Consider the following 15,469-nt stretch of genomic DNA (forward strand, 5'->3'; position numbering starts at 1 on the left):
CGCCCGTTCGCAAACGTCTGATCAGGGCGCTCACGGTTCGATCGACAGATCCTTGCTGTAGTAGGAGTCCAGCGGGTTGCCCTCGAAGCCCTTCACATAATCCTTGATCAGGTATTTGCTGACATAGAAATAGATCGGAATGATCGGACTGTCGGCCAGCAATACGGACTCGGCCTTCTTCATGATCTTCATGCGCTCGGGGCCGTCCGGCATATGCGCCTGTTTTTCCTGCAGGCGGTCGTATTCGGCGCTGGCATAACCGGTGCCGTTGAGGCCGAACTTGGAATTCATCAGTTCGAAGAAGGTGTTCGGGTCGTCGTAGTCGCCAATCCAGGCCAGCCGGTAGGCCTCGGTATTACCCTGGCGCACGTTGTCGAGAAAGACCTTCCATTCCTCGTTGCGCAAGGTGACATCGGCACCGAGCACGCTGCGCCACATCGCAGCGATCACCGAGGCGATCTTCTTGTTGCCCTCGCCGCTGTTGTAGCGGATTTCGATCTGTAACGGCTTGCTCTCGGAATAGCCGGCTTTTTCGTATAGCTCGCGCGCCTTGGCCTCGCGCTTGCTGTCCGAGAGCTTGGTCCACGAGAACTGCGCGCCTGCATAGCCTTCTACCACCGGCGGAATCCAGCCATAGGCGGGGATTTCGTCGCCCCGGGTAATCTTGTCGACGATGGTGCGCCGGTCGATCGCCATCGACAAGGCACGCCGCAACTCGGGCGCATCCTTGAACGGCGGGCGTTTGACGTTCAGGCCGTAGTAGTAGACGCCCAGCGTGGGCTGGGTATGCAGCTGTGCGGGAATATATTTCTTGATGGCCTCCAGGCGCGGGATCGGCACCGAGGTGGCCCAATCCAGCTCACCGGCCTGATAGCGCGACAACGCCGAGTTCTGGTTGGTGATCGGGTAGTACTCGACGCGGCCGATCGCGGTCTGGGCATCGTCCCAGTATTGGCGATTGCGCTCGAGCGCAATCATCGAATTCACCCGCCAGCTTTCGATCTTGTAAGCGCCGTTGGTCACCGCGTTGCCGGGCTGACTGAAGGCCGCGCCGTGGGCCTCGACCGCCGGCTTGTAGACCGGATAGCTGATGCTGTGCGCCAGCGTGCCCAGAAAATACGGCGTGGGCGCGGTGAGCGTGATTTCGAGGCTGTGATCGTCGAGCGCACGTACGCCCAGGGCTGCGGGCGGTTTGTCACCCGCGATGATCGCCTTGGCATTGGCGATCGGCGCATGCAGCTGGGCATAAGGCGAGCCGGTGGCCGGATCGACACTGCGCCGCAGGCTGTACACATAGTCCTGCGCGGTCAGCGGTTCGCCGTTGGACCAGTGCAGATCCTTGCGCAGTTTGAAGGTATAGACGAGCCCGTTATCGGTCATTTCCCAGGACTCGGCGTCGGCGGGCTCGATTTCGCCAGCCGGCGAAATCTGAACCAGGCCCGAATACAGATCGCGCAGGATATTGGCCGCCGGCACGCTACGGGCCTGATGCGGATCCAGGCTTTCCGGCTCGGCGCCGTTACCCCGGCGCAGCACCGTGGTGCCGTCGTCCCGAATCTCGGGCGTGTTCTCGACCGGGAACTTGGCCGACTCCTCGCTACTGCAGGCTGCCAGCAGCAGTGCAGCAAACAGGACACACCCTAGCGCTCGAAGCTTGTTCAATTTGGCCCCGCGAAACCGCAACTATTCGAAAATACTAGGTTACACGAATGTTTTGCGCGCGATGCAAGCCTGTCGCCCCACCCGTCGCGGTTCACGGGTGACTCGGCGGGCGCGGTTATCGACCGGTGCTCAGGCGGTTTTTGCCAGTTTCAGTCCGAGTTTCTTCAAGTGCACCAGCAATAACGAGATTGCGGCCGGGGTCATGCCCGGAATACGCGACGCCTGCCCGATACTCGTCGGGCGTACGTCCTCGAGCTTGCCACGCAGTTCGTTGGACAGCCCGGATACCGCCGCGTAATCCAGATCGGCCGGCAGGGCGGTGGCCTCGTGCTGGCGCGTCTTTTCGATCTCGGCGCTCTGCCGGGTGATATAGCCCGCGTACTTGGCCTGGATTTCGACCTGCTCGCCGACCGCCTCCGCAGCCTCGGCGTTGAGCTGCGACAGATCGGGCGCGCCCACGCTTTCGATGGCCACCAAGCAGGCATGATCCACGCCCGGACGCTTGAGCAGTTCGGCCACGGGCGTGGCCTGCTTGAGCACGCTGCCCAGAACGCGTTCGCCGCGATCGGCGCCGAAGTCTTCCGGCTTGACCACGATCGCCGATAATCGCGCCTGTTCGGCGGCCACCGCGTCGCGCGCCGCCTCGAACGCCGCCCAGCGCGTATCGTCAACCAGCCCCAGCGCCCGGCCGATGGGCGTCAGGCGCGTATCGGCATTGTCTTCGCGCAGCAGCAGGCGATGCTCGGCGCGCGAGGTGAACATGCGATAGGGCTCGATCGTGCCGCGGGTGATCAGATCGTCCACGAGCACGCCCAGATAGGCTTCGTCGCGGCGCGGCCACCAGGCGCTTTCGCCGGCCACCGCACGCGCGGCGTTGAGCCCGGCCAGAAGGCCCTGGGCGGCGGCTTCTTCATAGCCGGTGGTGCCGTTGATCTGGCCGGCGAAATACAGCCCGGCAATGGCCTTGGTTTCCAGCGTGTAGGAAAGCGCCCGCGGATCGAAATAATCGTATTCGATGGCATAGCCCGGCCGCGTGATATGCGCGTTCTCGAAGCCGGCGATCGAGCGTACGACCTTCTGCTGGGTTTCGAACGACAGGCTGGTGGAAATACCGTTGGGGTAGACCTCGGCCGAGGTCAAGCCCTCCGGCTCGATGAAGATCTGATGCGAGGCCTTGTCGGCGAAGCGCACCACCTTGTCCTCGATCGAGGGGCAATAGCGCGGGCCCACCGAATCGATCTGGCCGGAATACATGGCCGATTCGCCGATATTGTCGGCAATGATCCGATGGGTCGTTTCGTTGGTATAGGTGATATGACAGCTCACCTGGCGCGGATGCTCGCCGCGCTCACCCATGAACGAAAACACCGGCGCGGGCTCGTCGCCCGGCTGTTCGGCCAGCTGCGAGTAGTCGATGCTCTTGGCATCGATACGCGGCGGCGTGCCGGTCTTGAGCCGGCCCACCGGCAGATTTAGCGCGCGCAGGCGCTCGGATAACGCATTCGAGGGCGCATCCCCCGCCCGACCGCCGCCGAAGCGCTTGTGGCCGATATGAATGGTGCCGCCCAGAAACGTGCCTACCGTCAGCACTACCGTGGGTGCATGAAAGGCCAGGCCCATGGTGGTCATCACGCCGGCCACGCGATCGCCGTCGACGATCAGATCGGCCACCGACTGCTGGAACAGGGCCAGATTGGGTGTGTTCTCGACCATCGAACGCACGGCGGCTTTGTAGAGCGCCCGATCGGCCTGGGCACGGGTGGCGCGTACCGCCGGGCCCTTGCGGGCGTTGAGCGTACGAAACTGAATGCCACCGCGATCGGCCGCCCGGGCCATGACGCCGCCCAGCGCATCGATCTCGCGCACCAGATGACCCTTGCCGATACCGCCAATGGCCGGATTGCAGGACATCTGGCCGATGGTTTCGATGTTGTCGGTCAAAAGCAGCGTACGCGCGCCCATACGGGCAGCGGCGGTGGCCGCTTCAGTGCCGGCATGGCCGCCACCGACCACGATGACGTCGAAATCGGTCTGGGTATTCATTGCGCGCTCCCGCGATATGGCCGCGGTCGAATTCAAAAACACGGCATTTTAACGTGTTTGCGGTTGCATTTGCGCCATGCGCAGAGTTTGCCGCCGCACAGACGAAGCCGACACGTAGCCAGGAACTCGGTCAGGTCCGCTGATCGCCACGCCGGCGCGAGCGCCGCGACAGGTCGGCCACCGCCAACCCCATCAGGCGACGAAAGGTGGAGCACTCCAGGTGGCTGGGCGCACTACAGACCGCCGCGTGGCGCAAACCGTCGCGCATGGCCGTGAGCTCGCGGATTCTGCGATCCAGTTCGTCGGCCTTGTCGCTCAACGCCTGACGATCGATTTTAGGCGGGCCCGAATCGCCCAGCATCGGCCGAATCTGTGCGAGCGAAAACCCGGCCGACCGCCCCAGCGCGATGAGCGCCAGCCGCTCGAGAACCCGAGGGCTGAATTGGCGCCGCAACCCGCGCCGACCGATCGAGCGAATCAGCCCTTTTTCCTCGTAAAAACGCAGCGTGGACGCAGGCACAGCTGCGCGTTTGGCGACCTCGGCAATATCCATTGACCGCGCTTTACTTCACTTGAACTTGAAGTAATAACCTAACTCGCCTCTCTCACCAGCGCTACGCATTGACCATGAAAATCCTGCTACTGACCCTCGTGACCGGCCTCGGCGCCACCGTCGCGATGGATGCCTGGGGACTGCTAGGCAAGCTACTGTTCGGCCTGTCGGCGCCGCGCTTCGACTGGGTGGGGCGCTGGCTGGGGCATATGCGACATGGCCGGTTTTGGCACATCCGTATTGCCGATGCTGCGCCGATCCGTGGCGAACAGGCGCTGGGCTGGACTGCGCATTACCTGATCGGAATCCTTTTCGCCGGTCTGTTGCCACTGCTTGCCGGCCCCGGCTGGCTCGACCGGCCGACCCTCGGACCGGCGCTGCTGATCGGTGTGGCAACGGTGGCCGCGCCTTTTCTGATCATGCAGCCCGCCATGGGCGCCGGCCTGGCCGCGCGCCACACCGCCCATCCCGGGAACGCACGCTGGCAGAGCTTGCTGAACCACACGGTATTCGGCATTGGCTTGTTCGTATCGGCCTGGATCGCGAAGACGCTGACCGGTTATTAACCCGGCACACATAGATGAATTATCGGGTTAATAACGCGAGTGCGCGACAGCGTACTCGCCGCGGCCGACGGCCGCGAAGCTATTGAAAACGGCTGACAGAGTCAGCTGTTTTGGTGCCGGGTTAGTAGCCGGCGGCGCTCAAAGCCGCTCGCGTGCCGCTTCGAACTGGTCGATCATGGCTTTCCAGCCGATCTGATTACGCCCGTTGAGCGTGAGCCGTCCGGCCTCGATCGTGAGCCGCAAACGATAGGCCGCGCCGTCGTCGACCGATTCGATCAGGTTCTGTTGCACCAGTTCGGCCAGCGCCTGATCGATATCGCGTTCTTCGATGGCATAGGGCGAGCGACCGCTGGCGAGCATGACCTGTACGGTCAGATCGCGGGCGAGATCTGCGGGCAGTCGGGCTTCGAAGTTCATATCGAGCTGCGAAACCACATCCGCCAGCAGACGCGCCTCGTGCATTGTTTGCGGCGCCTGGATATGCAGTTTCAGGCGAACATCGCCCTGCGGCGTGGTGAGCTGCAGGCGGGGCACATCGATACGCGGAGCACCGGCGAGCAAGGCGGGCAGTGTTTCACTGTAGAGCGTCGCCCGCGCGCTGTCGTCGAGCTTGCCGGTTTCGATATCGCGCAACAGCCCAAGCTGGGCGAACAACGCCCGCCAGGCGCGGATATCCAGATCCGCGGTTTCGGCCTCGACCCATAACGGGCCGTACGCATTGTTGTTGATCACTGCGCGGGCGATACGCCCATCCACACGGGCGCTGATCCGCGCCGGCGCGCTCGGCAGCATCTGCCATTGCCAGGCCAGAGACTGCAATAGTGCTGACTGGCCCAGCCCATCAGCGATACGCAACGAATGCGCGCGCAGCGAACCGCCCTCGCCGGCTGCGCCCAGACGCGCCTCGAGTTCGCGCCAGGCGAGCTGACCACCGTCGGCACCGACGATCTCGAACTGTGGCGACGCCATATCAAGCGCGATCGGCCCGCCCGCCAGCGGAATACGGGCATCGGCTGAAATCGGCGCGGTTTCGATATGAGCCACGACGCGATCACGGGCAATATCCAGCGCGCGCCCGTCGAAGTGCAGATGCGACCGTGCCAGGCCGTCGAAACCCACCCGCGTGATCACGCGCAGTGGCGCAAGGCTCGGCTCGAACACATGTCGCGGCCACAGCGAGGCGGCATCGATTCGGGTCACGCCGACGCCGAGCCCGGGCTCGAAGCCTTCGCTGTTCTCGGGCGGTGCACCGAACGGCAACGGGCCGTGATAGACGGTGGTATCCAGCGTGGTGCCGACACAGGGCGGCGCACCGCATATCGGCGCGGCAAGCTCGACGCGAATCGTGGCATGCGAGCTGAACCAGCCGCGCTCGAAATGCGCATGGGTCACCTGCGTCAGGCCCGGTCGCGCCAGCCGGGCGACCATGTCGTCGAACTCGCGCTCGAGATAGAAGCCCACCAGCGCCGGCGCGGCCACGGCCAGCCCGATCAGGGTCAAAACGCCCCAGAACAGCGTCTTGCGGATCATACCGGCGTCAACCGCCGGTCTCGGATCGTGCCCCGTCAAAGCAGACGACATCCGCTGACGGCGGCCACCAGCACGGCGTTTCGGCAACGAACGCCTGGCTTGCGATACGCGCATGCACCGGCGCGTCGAGCGTGCCCGCACGCACCCGCACGGCATCGGGGGCGTCGTCGCGACGGCTGATCAACGGCGAACCGCAACGACCGCAGAACAGCCGATGCTTGCCGGGCGAGGATTCATAATCGCGAATCTGGGCCTGGCCGCGGCGCCATTCGAAACAATCACGGGCGACCGGGATATTGGTTGCAAACGCCGTGCCCTGAGCCTTCTGGCAACTTCGACAGTGGCAGACCTGGATATCGGCCAGCGCGCCGGCAATCGCATAGCGCACCGCACCGCAAAGACAGCCGCCTTCGATCATGACCACGCCTCGCGCTCGTTTCGAACCCGGCGCCAATCATAGAACCGATACCGGCATAATGCATGCTGGCACAAACCTTGTTTCTGCAAACGCATGCCTGATGCAAGCTCTCCCCAGCCGGCGCCGCGCCAGACCCTGATCGACTGGCTCGATCCGCTCTACGGCCAAGCCGCCGCCCGCGACTGTCTGGACCGTGCAGCCGATGCCGCCACGCGCCACGGCCTGCCGATCGAGTCCACCACGCCGATCGACCAGGCCTTCAACGTGATGATCACGTATGGCGATATCGTCCAGCGCCCGGGCGAGGCGCCGCTGGCCACGCTGAAGGCGTTCATGGCCGATCATCTGGCCGATTCGATCGCGGCGATCCATATCCTGCCATTCTATCCGCACAGTTCGGATGACGGCTTCTCGGTGATGGACTACCGCGCGGTGGATCCGCAGCTGGGCAACTGGGACGACGTGGCGGCGCTTGGCGACGATCACCCGCTGATGTTCGATCTCGTGCTCAACCACGCTTCGCGCAAGGGCCAGTGGTTTGCGAACTATCTGGGCGATGTCGATCCCGGCCGTGACTACTTCATCGAAGTCGACCCGGCCACCGACCTGCGCGCGGTGGTACGCCCGCGCAGCACGCCGCTGCTTGCCGAGGTGGCCACCGCCCGCGGCACCCGCCATCTGTGGGCGACGTTTTCCGAAGACCAGATCGATCTGAACTTCGCCAATCCGGACGTGTTGTCGGAATTCATCGACATTATCTTCGAGTATGTCGCCCGCGGCGCGCGGCTGTTGCGCCTGGATGCGGTGGCGTTTTTATGGAAGGAAATCGGCGGGCCCTGTATTCATCTGCCCCAGACCCATCGTCTGATCAAGTTCCTGCGCGCGCTACTGGTCTACTACGCGCCGGGCGTACAGCTGATCACCGAAACCAATGTCCCGCATGTGGAGAACATCTCCTATCTCGTCGACGGCGACGAGGCCCATGTGGCCTATCAGTTCGCCCTGCCGCCGTTGGTTGCCGACGCGCTGCTGACCGGCGATGCCAGCACGCTCAGCCACTGGGCACGCAGCCTGCCGGCGCTGCCCGAGGGCTGTCATTTTCTGAATTTCACCGCCAGCCATGACGGCATCGGCCTGCGCGCGGTGGAATCGATTCTGGATGGCGAGGCGATCGAACATCTGGTGGATACCGTACGGACGCGCGGCGGTTTCGTGTCCACGCGCGCGGTGGCCGATGGCTCGCACAAGCCCTACGAACTCAATATTTCCTATTACGATCTGCTGGCGGCAGCCGAAGAGCGCGATACGCCGCTGCATATCGAACGCTTTATCTGTAGCCAGGCGATCGCCATGGCCCTGGCCGGCATTCCGGCTTTGTATTTTCATAGCCTGACCGCGACCCACAACGATCTGTCCCGGGTCGAGCAAAGCGGGCGCTATCGCACCATCAATCGCCGTAAATGGGATGTCGGCGAGCTGGAATATCAGCTCGCCAGCCAGAGCCACCATGCCACGGTATTCGCCCGGCTCAAGCATCTGCTGGCCGTGCGTGCGCGCCAGCCCGCCCTGCACCCGGATGCCGCCCAGACCCTGGTCGACCTGGGACCGCATCTGTTCGCGATCCAGCGCCGTGGCGGCGGCCAGACGCTGTTGGCACTGCATAACGTCACCGACCGGCCGGTCAAGGTGGCCGCCCATGTCCTGCCCGAGGCACGCCTGCGCCGCAACGTGGTCGCGGCTACCGAAATCAGTGGTTCGAGCCGTTCGATTACGCTCGCGCCCTACGAAGTCGCCTGGATCAGCGGTTAGCCGGCGGCCTGAGCGCGCCGCGCGTGCGGTTGCGCATCGGCGGCATTGCGATCGAATCGCCCGATGGCGACCCGATTGCGGCCCGCGGCCTTGGCCTCGTAGAGCAGGGCATCGGCACAGGCGAGCACTGCCGACAGCGAATCATGTTCCTGCGGCTGTTTGACGTGGCATAGACCGATACTCACGGTGACCACCGAAGCCACCTTCGAGGTGGCGTGGGCAATCGCGGCATCCTCGATCGCGGCGCGCAGCGCTTCGGCATGGTCCTCGATCTCGTTTTCGCGCCCTTCGATCCAGAACACCACGAATTCCTCACCGCCGTAGCGCCCGCACACATCCAGCGGCCGCCGGGCGTGGGCTTCGATCACGCTGGCGACCTGACGCAATGCTTCATCGCCGGCCGGATGGCCGTAATGATTGTTGTAAGCGCCGAACTGGTCGATATCCACCATCGCCAGACCGTAGTTGCTGCGCTGGCGCACGGCGTGGCCATGGGCGGTGGCCAGCGCATTTTCCAGCGCGTGTCGATTAAGCAGGCCAGTCAGGCCATCGTGGCGCGCCACCAGCTGCAACAGCTTGCGGTCGAGCCAGCTGCGCCGCAGCACATACTCGTTCGCGGCCTGCAGGTAGATCGCGAACAGCGCCAGCACGCCCGCTGCGGCGAGATGGTAGTAATCGGTCGGACTGGCGTTCACGAGCCAGATTTCCGTGATGAGTGTCAGCAGCGCAATCAGTACGCCAATCGGCAGTATCAGCCAGGAGCGCACGCGCCCGAGCGCGACCACGGCGACCATCGACACGCCGACGAATTCCACCGGGAATTCCGCGCCATACCGATTGAGCAGAATGTGATTGAACAGCAGCCCGAAGCTGACGATCGTGAACTGGCCGGCGATGACGTACTCGGTCGCGGATGAGGCACCACAACGAGCGCACCATATTAGTGCAACGACGGTTACCGGCCCGAGCACACCGATCAGCAGAACCCGCGACCACCAGGCCGCCATCGGCGGCACACCGAAAAAGGCGGTATCGAACAGCGGGCTGATCAGTAGCACGGTCAATGCGATGGCCAGCAACGCAATACGATTGGCTACACCGGCAGCATCGTTATGGGCACGAAACTCGCGTTCGAGCACCGGTTCGAAACGCAGCCAGCGAAAGCCGGCGTCCAGCTGCTGGCGGATCAGACCGACCATTTCCGGCGCCGATTGCGCCTTTTCGATCTCGCGGGCGTCTTCGTAGGCGTTGGTATTCGACGGCTTCGCCATACGATGCATCCTCGTACACTGCTTGCGAGCCTTCATAACATGGCCGGGCATTCAGCGGCTGAACGGGCGCATCGCAAACGCCCCCGCCTGCGGCGCTAGTTTTTTGCGGCCTGGGCCTGTTCGTGGTCCGCCTCGACCGCCGCATGAAAATCCGCAAGGAAATTGGGGAAGGCAGCGCGTACGCGATTCCAGGTGGGGATGAAGGGCACCTCCATGGGGTTGGCCACGTACTGCTCACCCGCCTTGATGATCGCCTCGACGAAGACTTCCACGGTTTTTTCTTCTTTGTGCCGATCATAGCCCAGGCCATTGATCTGCGCATCGAAATAGAATCGCTCCACGCTATCGAGCGCATTGCGAAGATAGACCGCCTTGATGGTACGAATGGTTTCCGGCGGCAGCACCACACCGTAGGTGGCCAGCTTGCGATACAGCGCCTTGGCGATATCGGCGCTCATCTTGGCCAGGCCGGTATCGGCTTCGTGATCGGAGACGGGCTGATGCTTGTGGTCGTAGGCATCGGCGATATCGACCTGGCAGATCGCGTTGGGCGTGTAGTTTCGATGCACCTCGGCGAGAATGCCGATCTCCAGCCCCCAGTCGCTGGGAATACGAATGGATTCGGCCACCGAGGCGCTCATGGCGCATTCGCCGGATAAGGGATAGCGAAAGCTGTCCATATAGCGCAGATATTCCATATCGCCGACCACGGTCATCAGCGCGCGCACCAGCGGGGTGACGAACAGCCGCGCCACACGGCCGTTGATACCGCCATCGGCCACCCGGGCGTAGTAGCCCTTGGCGAACTTGTAGCTGAAGTTCGGGTGCACCATCGGGTAGAACAGGCGGGCCAGCAGGTCGCGACCGTAGGTCTTGATATCGCAATCGTGCATGGCCAGCACACGCCCGCGCCCCGAGGCCAGGAAGTAGCCCATGCAGTTCCAGACGTTGGCGCCCTTGCCGGGGCGTTCAGGGGCCAGGCCTTCGGCGTCGAGCTGATCGTAGAGTGCCTGCAAACGCGGACCATCGTTCCACAGTAGCCGGTAACGCTGACCCAGGCGTTCGAAGAACGCATGGGCATGGAGAAACTGCTGCTCGTTGGCGGCGTCCAGGCCGATGATGATCTCGTCGAGATAATCGACCTTGGCGATTTCTTCGACGATATGCGGCAACGCATCGCCTTCGAGCTCGGAATACAGGCAGGGCAGGATCAACGACATCGGCCGGCGCTCGCCGAAGGCGCGCAGCTCGGACTCGAGCGCCTCGATCGACCGATGGCCCAGCCGATGCAACGTCGTGATCAGGCCGTTCTGATGAAAATCCGCCATGCCGTGTCCTCTTGTTCTAGATTTCGTGATTGGCGATCAACGCCTCGATGGCATCGGCCCAGCCGGCCGGGCCGATACCGCGCGCATGCCGGATATGCCCGGTTGCAGCGCCGTAATAGCTGCCATCGGGGCGCGCGACCCAGTAACCGATATCGGCCGCGTCGAGCATATCGGTGTCGTTGCCGCTGTCGCCCAACGCTATAGCAAGAATCGGACCGTGCGCACGCTCATAGCGCGCACGCAGCCAGTTGAGGGCATCGCCCTTGTGCGCGTTGCCCAGCACATGCACGAACCGCCCGCCCACACGTACGCACAGACCCTCGTCTTCGACGGCCTCGCGAAAGGCCTCGAGCGCGGCCTCGCTGTCCTGCCAGAGCAGCGGCTCCGACGCCTGGCGCTCCAGCGCCTGGGCCGCGTCGTCGCGATCCAGACCGGTGGCATCGACCACATCCGCGATATCCATATCGCCGAAACCGGTAAAGCGAAAACCATGCTGCGCGCGCAGGCGTTCGACCAGCGCGCGCAAGCGCGCGCGCTCGGCGCCGAGCGTGACCAGCTCCAGCGGCGTATCGGCATCGCAACGCGCGCCCTCGAAATAGCCGCGCGGCAGCGCGACCGCGCCGCCGTTTTCCACCGCGAAGGGATGGCCGTTGCCCAGTTCGACACGCAGGCTCGCGACCTCGGCCGCGGTCTTGCTGGTAACGATACAAACCGGCACATCGTGGGCGGCCAGCATCGCCAGCGCCTGCGCGGCGGGCTGCCAGTCGTAGTCGTGGTGATCGAGCAGCGTGGCATCGAGATCGGTGAACACCACCGCCGAGGAGCGCGCCATTCTCATAGCCCACCCCGCGAGCGCGTCCCGCTGCGACGGGCCGCTACAAACGCATCGGTCGTTGTCATGAACAAATCCGGCAGACAAGGTGCCACGGCAGGTACGCGCCGCCGCGGGGCACGCCAGTGTATGCGAGCATGCGTCACACCGGAGCGCGTGCGAATACGGATAAAATGCCCCGGGCGATACGCGCGGCATTCAGCACGCGGGCCTTTCGACAACACGAGGCGGGCGGGCCATTCGACTATGCGCATACTGGTGATCGAGGACAATGAAGATCTCGCGGCCAATATCATCGATTTTCTGTGCGCTCGCCAGCATGTCATGGACAGCGCCAGTGACGGTGTGACCGGCCTGCATCTGGCCGTGGTCAACGACTACGATGCCATCGTGCTGGATCTGATGCTGCCGGGCATCGACGGCTTCGACCTGTGTGCGCGCCTGCGCGGCGAAGCCGATCGCCAGACGCCGATTCTCATGCTCACCGCCCGCGATACGCTCGACGACAAGCTCGCCGGGTTTGCCTGCGGCGCCGACGATTACCTGATCAAGCCCTTTTCGTTGCTCGAACTCGATGCCCGCCTGACCGCTCTTGGCAGCCGCGGCCCGCGCCAGAGCCAACATGTATTGCGGGTGGCCGATCTGGTGCTCAACCTGGACACTTGGCAGGTCGCGCGCGACGACCAGCGCGTGAATCTCACGCCCACCGCGCTGCGCCTGCTGGAAGTGCTCATGCGGGCGTCCCCCCGGCTGGTGCGCCGCGGCGAGCTGGAAACCGCCATCTGGGGCGATCACCCGCCGGACTCGGAAGCCTTGCGCACGCATATCCATGCCCTGCGCGCCGCCATCGACAAACCCTTCGGCACGCCGTTGCTGCATACGGTCCCCACCATGGGTTATCGCCTGATCGCGCCTGAATAGCACGCCGTGTTGCGTCCGCTCGACAGCCTGCAGTTCCGGGTCACCGCCGCCCTGGCCCTGTTCGTGGCCGTGATGGCCGTACTCATGGTGCTTGCGTTGTTCGCCATCAACGAACGCCTGGAGCACGACCTGCTGGACGGTATCGTCGCCCACGAACTCGGCGAACTGGAAACCGAATATCCCGTGGATGGCCCGGCCGCGCTGCCCAACTCGGCCACGATCAAGGCCTTCGTGGTCGCGCCCGACGAACTGGAACGCCTGCCCGCCGCGCTGCGCCCGCTGCCGCGCCACACCAGCGGGGTGAATTTGAGCTACGCCGGGCGCAATTATCGCGTGGCCACCACCATGATCGAGGGCAAACGCGCCTTTCTGACCTACGACATCACGGCCATCGAGGCGCGCGAGTCGGTGTTTCGTATCGCCCTGATCGTGGCCGTCATCATCGTCTTCGCGCTGGCGTTGCCGCTGGGGGTGTGGATCGCGCGTATCAGCCTCAAGCCGATCAATCGGCTGGCCGAGCATGTCGCACGGCTGGAGCCCGGCGCGCCCGGTCAGGCCATGGCCGAGCGTTTCGACGGCTATGAAGTGGGCACGATCGCCCGCGCCTTCGATCGCTTCATGCAGCGCCTGGACGGCTTCGTCGAGCGCGAACGCAGCTTCACCGCCGATGCCAGCCACGAACTGCGTACCCCCCTGGCGGTGATCCAGGGCGCGCTTGAAGTCCTGCGCCAGGACCCGCGCTTTGCCGACAGCGCACCACTCACCCGTGTCGAGCGGGCCTCGCGCCAGATGGCGGATCTGATCGAATCGCTGCTGTTTCTGGCCCGCGACGAACATCGCAATATCTCCAGCGAACAGCACTGCCGAGCCGATATCGTGGTCGGCGAACTGCTCGATGCCTACAAACCAATGCTCGGTGCCAGTCGCGTTCAGGTGCCCGCTCTGGATGTATCGCCAGTCGCCGCGCCGCGGATCGCGCTGGTCATTGTCTTTGGTAACCTGCTGCGCAATGCCCTGCGCCACGGCGGGCCGAATATCCGGGTAACCCTGGCCGATGGCGTACTCAGCGTTGCCGACGACGGCCCCGGCATGACCGCCAAACAGCGCCGTCGGGCATTCGAGCGCGGTTACCGGCACGGCCGCGGCGCCGGGCTCGGGCTCGGCCTGTATCTGGTCCAACGCGTAGCCCAGCGTTACGACTGGCAACTGCGGCTCACCAGCCGGCCGGGCGAAGGTACGCGTGTAGAAGTCCGGTTCGCGCCGTTGCAGGCATTTGCCGACTAGCTCGGCACGACCTGCCCGGTGCGATTCGCGGGCCCGCTCTTAACGTCATCTTGATATCGAGTTGACGGATTACGCAGCCCGATATCGGCATGATGAGTCCGGTTTTTTTGCAATGCAGGAGCCTCCGTGGCCCGAAGCAAGCAAGTCAACGCGACGGGCTTCAAGGCCTGGATCAAACGCCTGCGGCGCGGCAACCGCCAGCGCTTCAATCGTTTGCTGACCCGGCTGTTCGGCACCGCCGAGCCGCGCCGGCGCGCGCTGGCGGCCGATACCCGCCGTATTCTCGTGGTGCGCCTGAACAAACGCCTGGGCAATATCCTGTTTCTTACGCCCATGCTGCGCAGCCTGGCCGCGTCGCTGCCGGCGGCAACCATCGATGTCGTCATCCAGGACCCTCGCCAGAAGCCGCTGCTCGAAGGCCTGCCCGGCATTGGCCAGGTCTGGGTACAGGAAAAATCGATCCGCGCGAGCCTGCGCCTGCTACGCCGACTGCGGGCGATACGTTACGACCTGGCGATCGATCCCAGCGGCAACTCCACCAGCAACCGGCTGGCGCTGGCCTTCGCCCGGGCCAAGCAGCGCATGGGGTTTGCCGCGCGCGATCAGTGGCTCGCGCTCACCCATGCCGCCCCACGTCCGGTCAGTCGCCACCAGGCGATCCAGGGGGTCGAACTGCTGACCACGAGCGTCGACGATTTCCACTGGACCACCTTCGAGTCGCTGGCCGTGTTTCCGGGCGAAGCCTCGCATGCAGCCGCGCAACGCCACTGGCAGGCCGCGTTTACTGCGCCGGTGCGCGCAAATACGCCGATCGTCGGCTTTTTCACCCGCGCAACCGGACGCAAGCAACTCGATCACGCCTGGTGGCAGGCCTTTGTTGAATTGTTCCAGCAACGCCTGCCCAATGCCCGGCTGCTGCAGGTGCGCGCCCCGGATCAGCCCGAACCGATCGCCGCCGATATCGCCAGCGTCGCGATCGCGGAACTCGACGTGCTCGCCGCTCTGTTGAGCCGGCTCGACGGCTTCGTCGCCGCCGACAGCGGGCCGATGCATCTAGCCGCCGCCGCGGGCGTGCCCGTGGTGGGGCTGTTCAAGGCCACGGCCCCGGCTTCGTATGCGCCGCTCGGGCCCGGCTGCACTGCCCTCGAAGCATCCGAACTGGCCGCCGAACGGGTGCTCGCCGCGGTCGCCGAGCGCGCCTGTAACACAGAAACACGCGTGGCCTGAGTTTTGTGGGCGGCTGCCTCGCCGG

Annotated in this window: 13 protein-coding genes; 5 read left to right on the top strand and 8 right to left on the bottom strand. The window is 64.4% G+C overall.

All coding sequences use genetic code 11. The features are described from left to right. Positions 1-30: 30 nt before the first annotated feature. The 3 genes from T5B8_RS01265 to T5B8_RS01275 all read right to left on the bottom strand — a co-directional run bounded on the left by T5B8_RS01265 (position 31) and on the right by T5B8_RS01275 (position 4,258). On the bottom strand, positions 31-1,662 hold the full coding sequence (locus tag T5B8_RS01265) for a peptide ABC transporter substrate-binding protein (RefSeq protein WP_353175517.1): 1,632 nt from the start codon (positions 1,660-1,662) through the stop codon (positions 31-33). Between the two features lie 129 nt (positions 1,663-1,791). Continuing rightward, positions 1,792-3,705, bottom strand: coding sequence for a tRNA uridine-5-carboxymethylaminomethyl(34) synthesis enzyme MnmG (gene mnmG, locus T5B8_RS01270; protein WP_353175518.1), 1,914 nt, complete (start codon positions 3,703-3,705; stop codon positions 1,792-1,794). A gap of 130 nt (positions 3,706-3,835) precedes the next feature. Beyond that, positions 3,836-4,258 (bottom strand): helix-turn-helix domain-containing protein, encoded by a 423-nt coding sequence (locus tag T5B8_RS01275; protein ID WP_353175519.1) that lies wholly within the window; start codon positions 4,256-4,258, stop codon positions 3,836-3,838. A 74-nt stretch (positions 4,259-4,332) separates the two neighbouring features. On the opposite strand from T5B8_RS01275, the gene T5B8_RS01280 reads away from it, so the two are divergent. Beyond that, positions 4,333-4,824, top strand: coding sequence for a DUF2938 domain-containing protein (locus T5B8_RS01280; protein WP_353175521.1), 492 nt, complete (start codon positions 4,333-4,335; stop codon positions 4,822-4,824). 138 nt (positions 4,825-4,962) lie between these two features. Here the strand turns inward: T5B8_RS01280 and T5B8_RS01285 are convergent, their stop codons facing one another. Continuing rightward, positions 4,963-6,354: a DUF945 family protein gene (locus tag T5B8_RS01285; RefSeq protein ID WP_353175523.1), complete on the bottom strand. Its 1,392-nt coding sequence runs from the start codon at positions 6,352-6,354 to the stop codon at positions 4,963-4,965. A 7-nt stretch (positions 6,355-6,361) separates the two neighbouring features. After that, positions 6,362-6,772 carry a GFA family protein gene (locus tag T5B8_RS01290; protein WP_353175685.1) on the bottom strand — a complete coding sequence of 137 codons (411 nt, stop codon included), beginning with the start codon at positions 6,770-6,772 and terminating at the stop codon, positions 6,362-6,364. A 93-nt stretch (positions 6,773-6,865) separates the two neighbouring features. Between T5B8_RS01290 and T5B8_RS01295 the strand changes: the two genes are divergently transcribed. Next, the gene (locus T5B8_RS01295) at positions 6,866-8,581 is read left to right on the top strand and encodes a sugar phosphorylase (protein ID WP_353175525.1); all 1,716 of its coding nucleotides are present in this window, start codon (positions 6,866-6,868) and stop codon (positions 8,579-8,581) included. On the opposite strand, the gene T5B8_RS01300 is transcribed toward T5B8_RS01295, so the two are convergent. The 3 genes from T5B8_RS01300 to T5B8_RS01310 all read right to left on the bottom strand — a co-directional run bounded on the left by T5B8_RS01300 (position 8,578) and on the right by T5B8_RS01310 (position 12,012). Beyond that, entirely contained in the window at positions 8,578-9,852 is a 1,275-nt protein-coding gene (locus T5B8_RS01300) for a GGDEF domain-containing protein (protein WP_353175526.1), read from the bottom strand. The two genes, T5B8_RS01295 and T5B8_RS01300, sit on opposite strands and share 4 nt — an antisense overlap. 95 nt (positions 9,853-9,947) lie before the next feature. Further along, the gene (locus T5B8_RS01305) at positions 9,948-11,180 is read right to left on the bottom strand and encodes a glycosyltransferase family protein (protein ID WP_353175528.1); all 1,233 of its coding nucleotides are present in this window, start codon (positions 11,178-11,180) and stop codon (positions 9,948-9,950) included. Between the two features lie 16 nt (positions 11,181-11,196). Further along, positions 11,197-12,012 carry an HAD-IIB family hydrolase gene (locus T5B8_RS01310; RefSeq protein ID WP_353175529.1) on the bottom strand — a complete coding sequence of 272 codons (816 nt, stop codon included), beginning with the start codon at positions 12,010-12,012 and terminating at the stop codon, positions 11,197-11,199. Positions 12,013-12,258: 246 nt separating this feature from the next. On the opposite strand from T5B8_RS01310, the gene T5B8_RS01315 reads away from it, so the two are divergent. The 3 genes from T5B8_RS01315 to T5B8_RS01325 all read left to right on the top strand — a co-directional run bounded on the left by T5B8_RS01315 (position 12,259) and on the right by T5B8_RS01325 (position 15,444). After that, entirely contained in the window at positions 12,259-12,933 is a 675-nt protein-coding gene (locus tag T5B8_RS01315) for a response regulator transcription factor (protein WP_353175530.1), read from the top strand. Between the two features lie 6 nt (positions 12,934-12,939). Then, on the top strand, positions 12,940-14,217 hold the full coding sequence (locus T5B8_RS01320; RefSeq protein WP_353175532.1) for a sensor histidine kinase: 1,278 nt from the start codon (positions 12,940-12,942) through the stop codon (positions 14,215-14,217). Positions 14,218-14,343: 126 nt separating this feature from the next. Further along, positions 14,344-15,444, top strand: coding sequence for a glycosyltransferase family 9 protein (locus T5B8_RS01325; protein ID WP_353175534.1), 1,101 nt, complete (start codon positions 14,344-14,346; stop codon positions 15,442-15,444). Positions 15,445-15,469: the final 25 nt, after the last annotated feature.

Source organism: Salinisphaera sp. T5B8, assembly GCF_040361255.1.
Classification (GTDB): Bacteria; Pseudomonadota; Gammaproteobacteria; order Nevskiales; family Salinisphaeraceae; genus Salinisphaera.

What these genes read in the sequence shown, in the direction of transcription:
- T5B8_RS01295 (WP_353175525.1), top strand. Translation starts at nt 6,866, where the DNA reads ATGCCTGATGCAAGCTCTCCCCAGCCGGCGCCGCGCCAGACCCTGATC.
- T5B8_RS01305 (WP_353175528.1), bottom strand. Translation starts at nt 11,180, where the DNA reads ATGGCGGATTTTCATCAGAACGGCCTGATCACGACGTTGCATCGGCTG.
- T5B8_RS01285 (WP_353175523.1), bottom strand. Translation starts at nt 6,354, where the DNA reads ATGATCCGCAAGACGCTGTTCTGGGGCGTTTTGACCCTGATCGGGCTG.
- T5B8_RS01275 (WP_353175519.1), bottom strand. Translation starts at nt 4,258, where the DNA reads ATGGATATTGCCGAGGTCGCCAAACGCGCAGCTGTGCCTGCGTCCACG.
- mnmG (WP_353175518.1), bottom strand. Translation starts at nt 3,705, where the DNA reads ATGAATACCCAGACCGATTTCGACGTCATCGTGGTCGGTGGCGGCCAT.
- T5B8_RS01280 (WP_353175521.1), top strand. Translation starts at nt 4,333, where the DNA reads ATGAAAATCCTGCTACTGACCCTCGTGACCGGCCTCGGCGCCACCGTC.
- T5B8_RS01290 (WP_353175685.1), bottom strand. Translation starts at nt 6,772, where the DNA reads ATGATCGAAGGCGGCTGTCTTTGCGGTGCGGTGCGCTATGCGATTGCC.
- T5B8_RS01300 (WP_353175526.1), bottom strand. Translation starts at nt 9,852, where the DNA reads ATGGCGAAGCCGTCGAATACCAACGCCTACGAAGACGCCCGCGAGATC.
- T5B8_RS01315 (WP_353175530.1), top strand. Translation starts at nt 12,259, where the DNA reads ATGCGCATACTGGTGATCGAGGACAATGAAGATCTCGCGGCCAATATC.
- T5B8_RS01310 (WP_353175529.1), bottom strand. Translation starts at nt 12,012, where the DNA reads ATGGCGCGCTCCTCGGCGGTGGTGTTCACCGATCTCGATGCCACGCTG.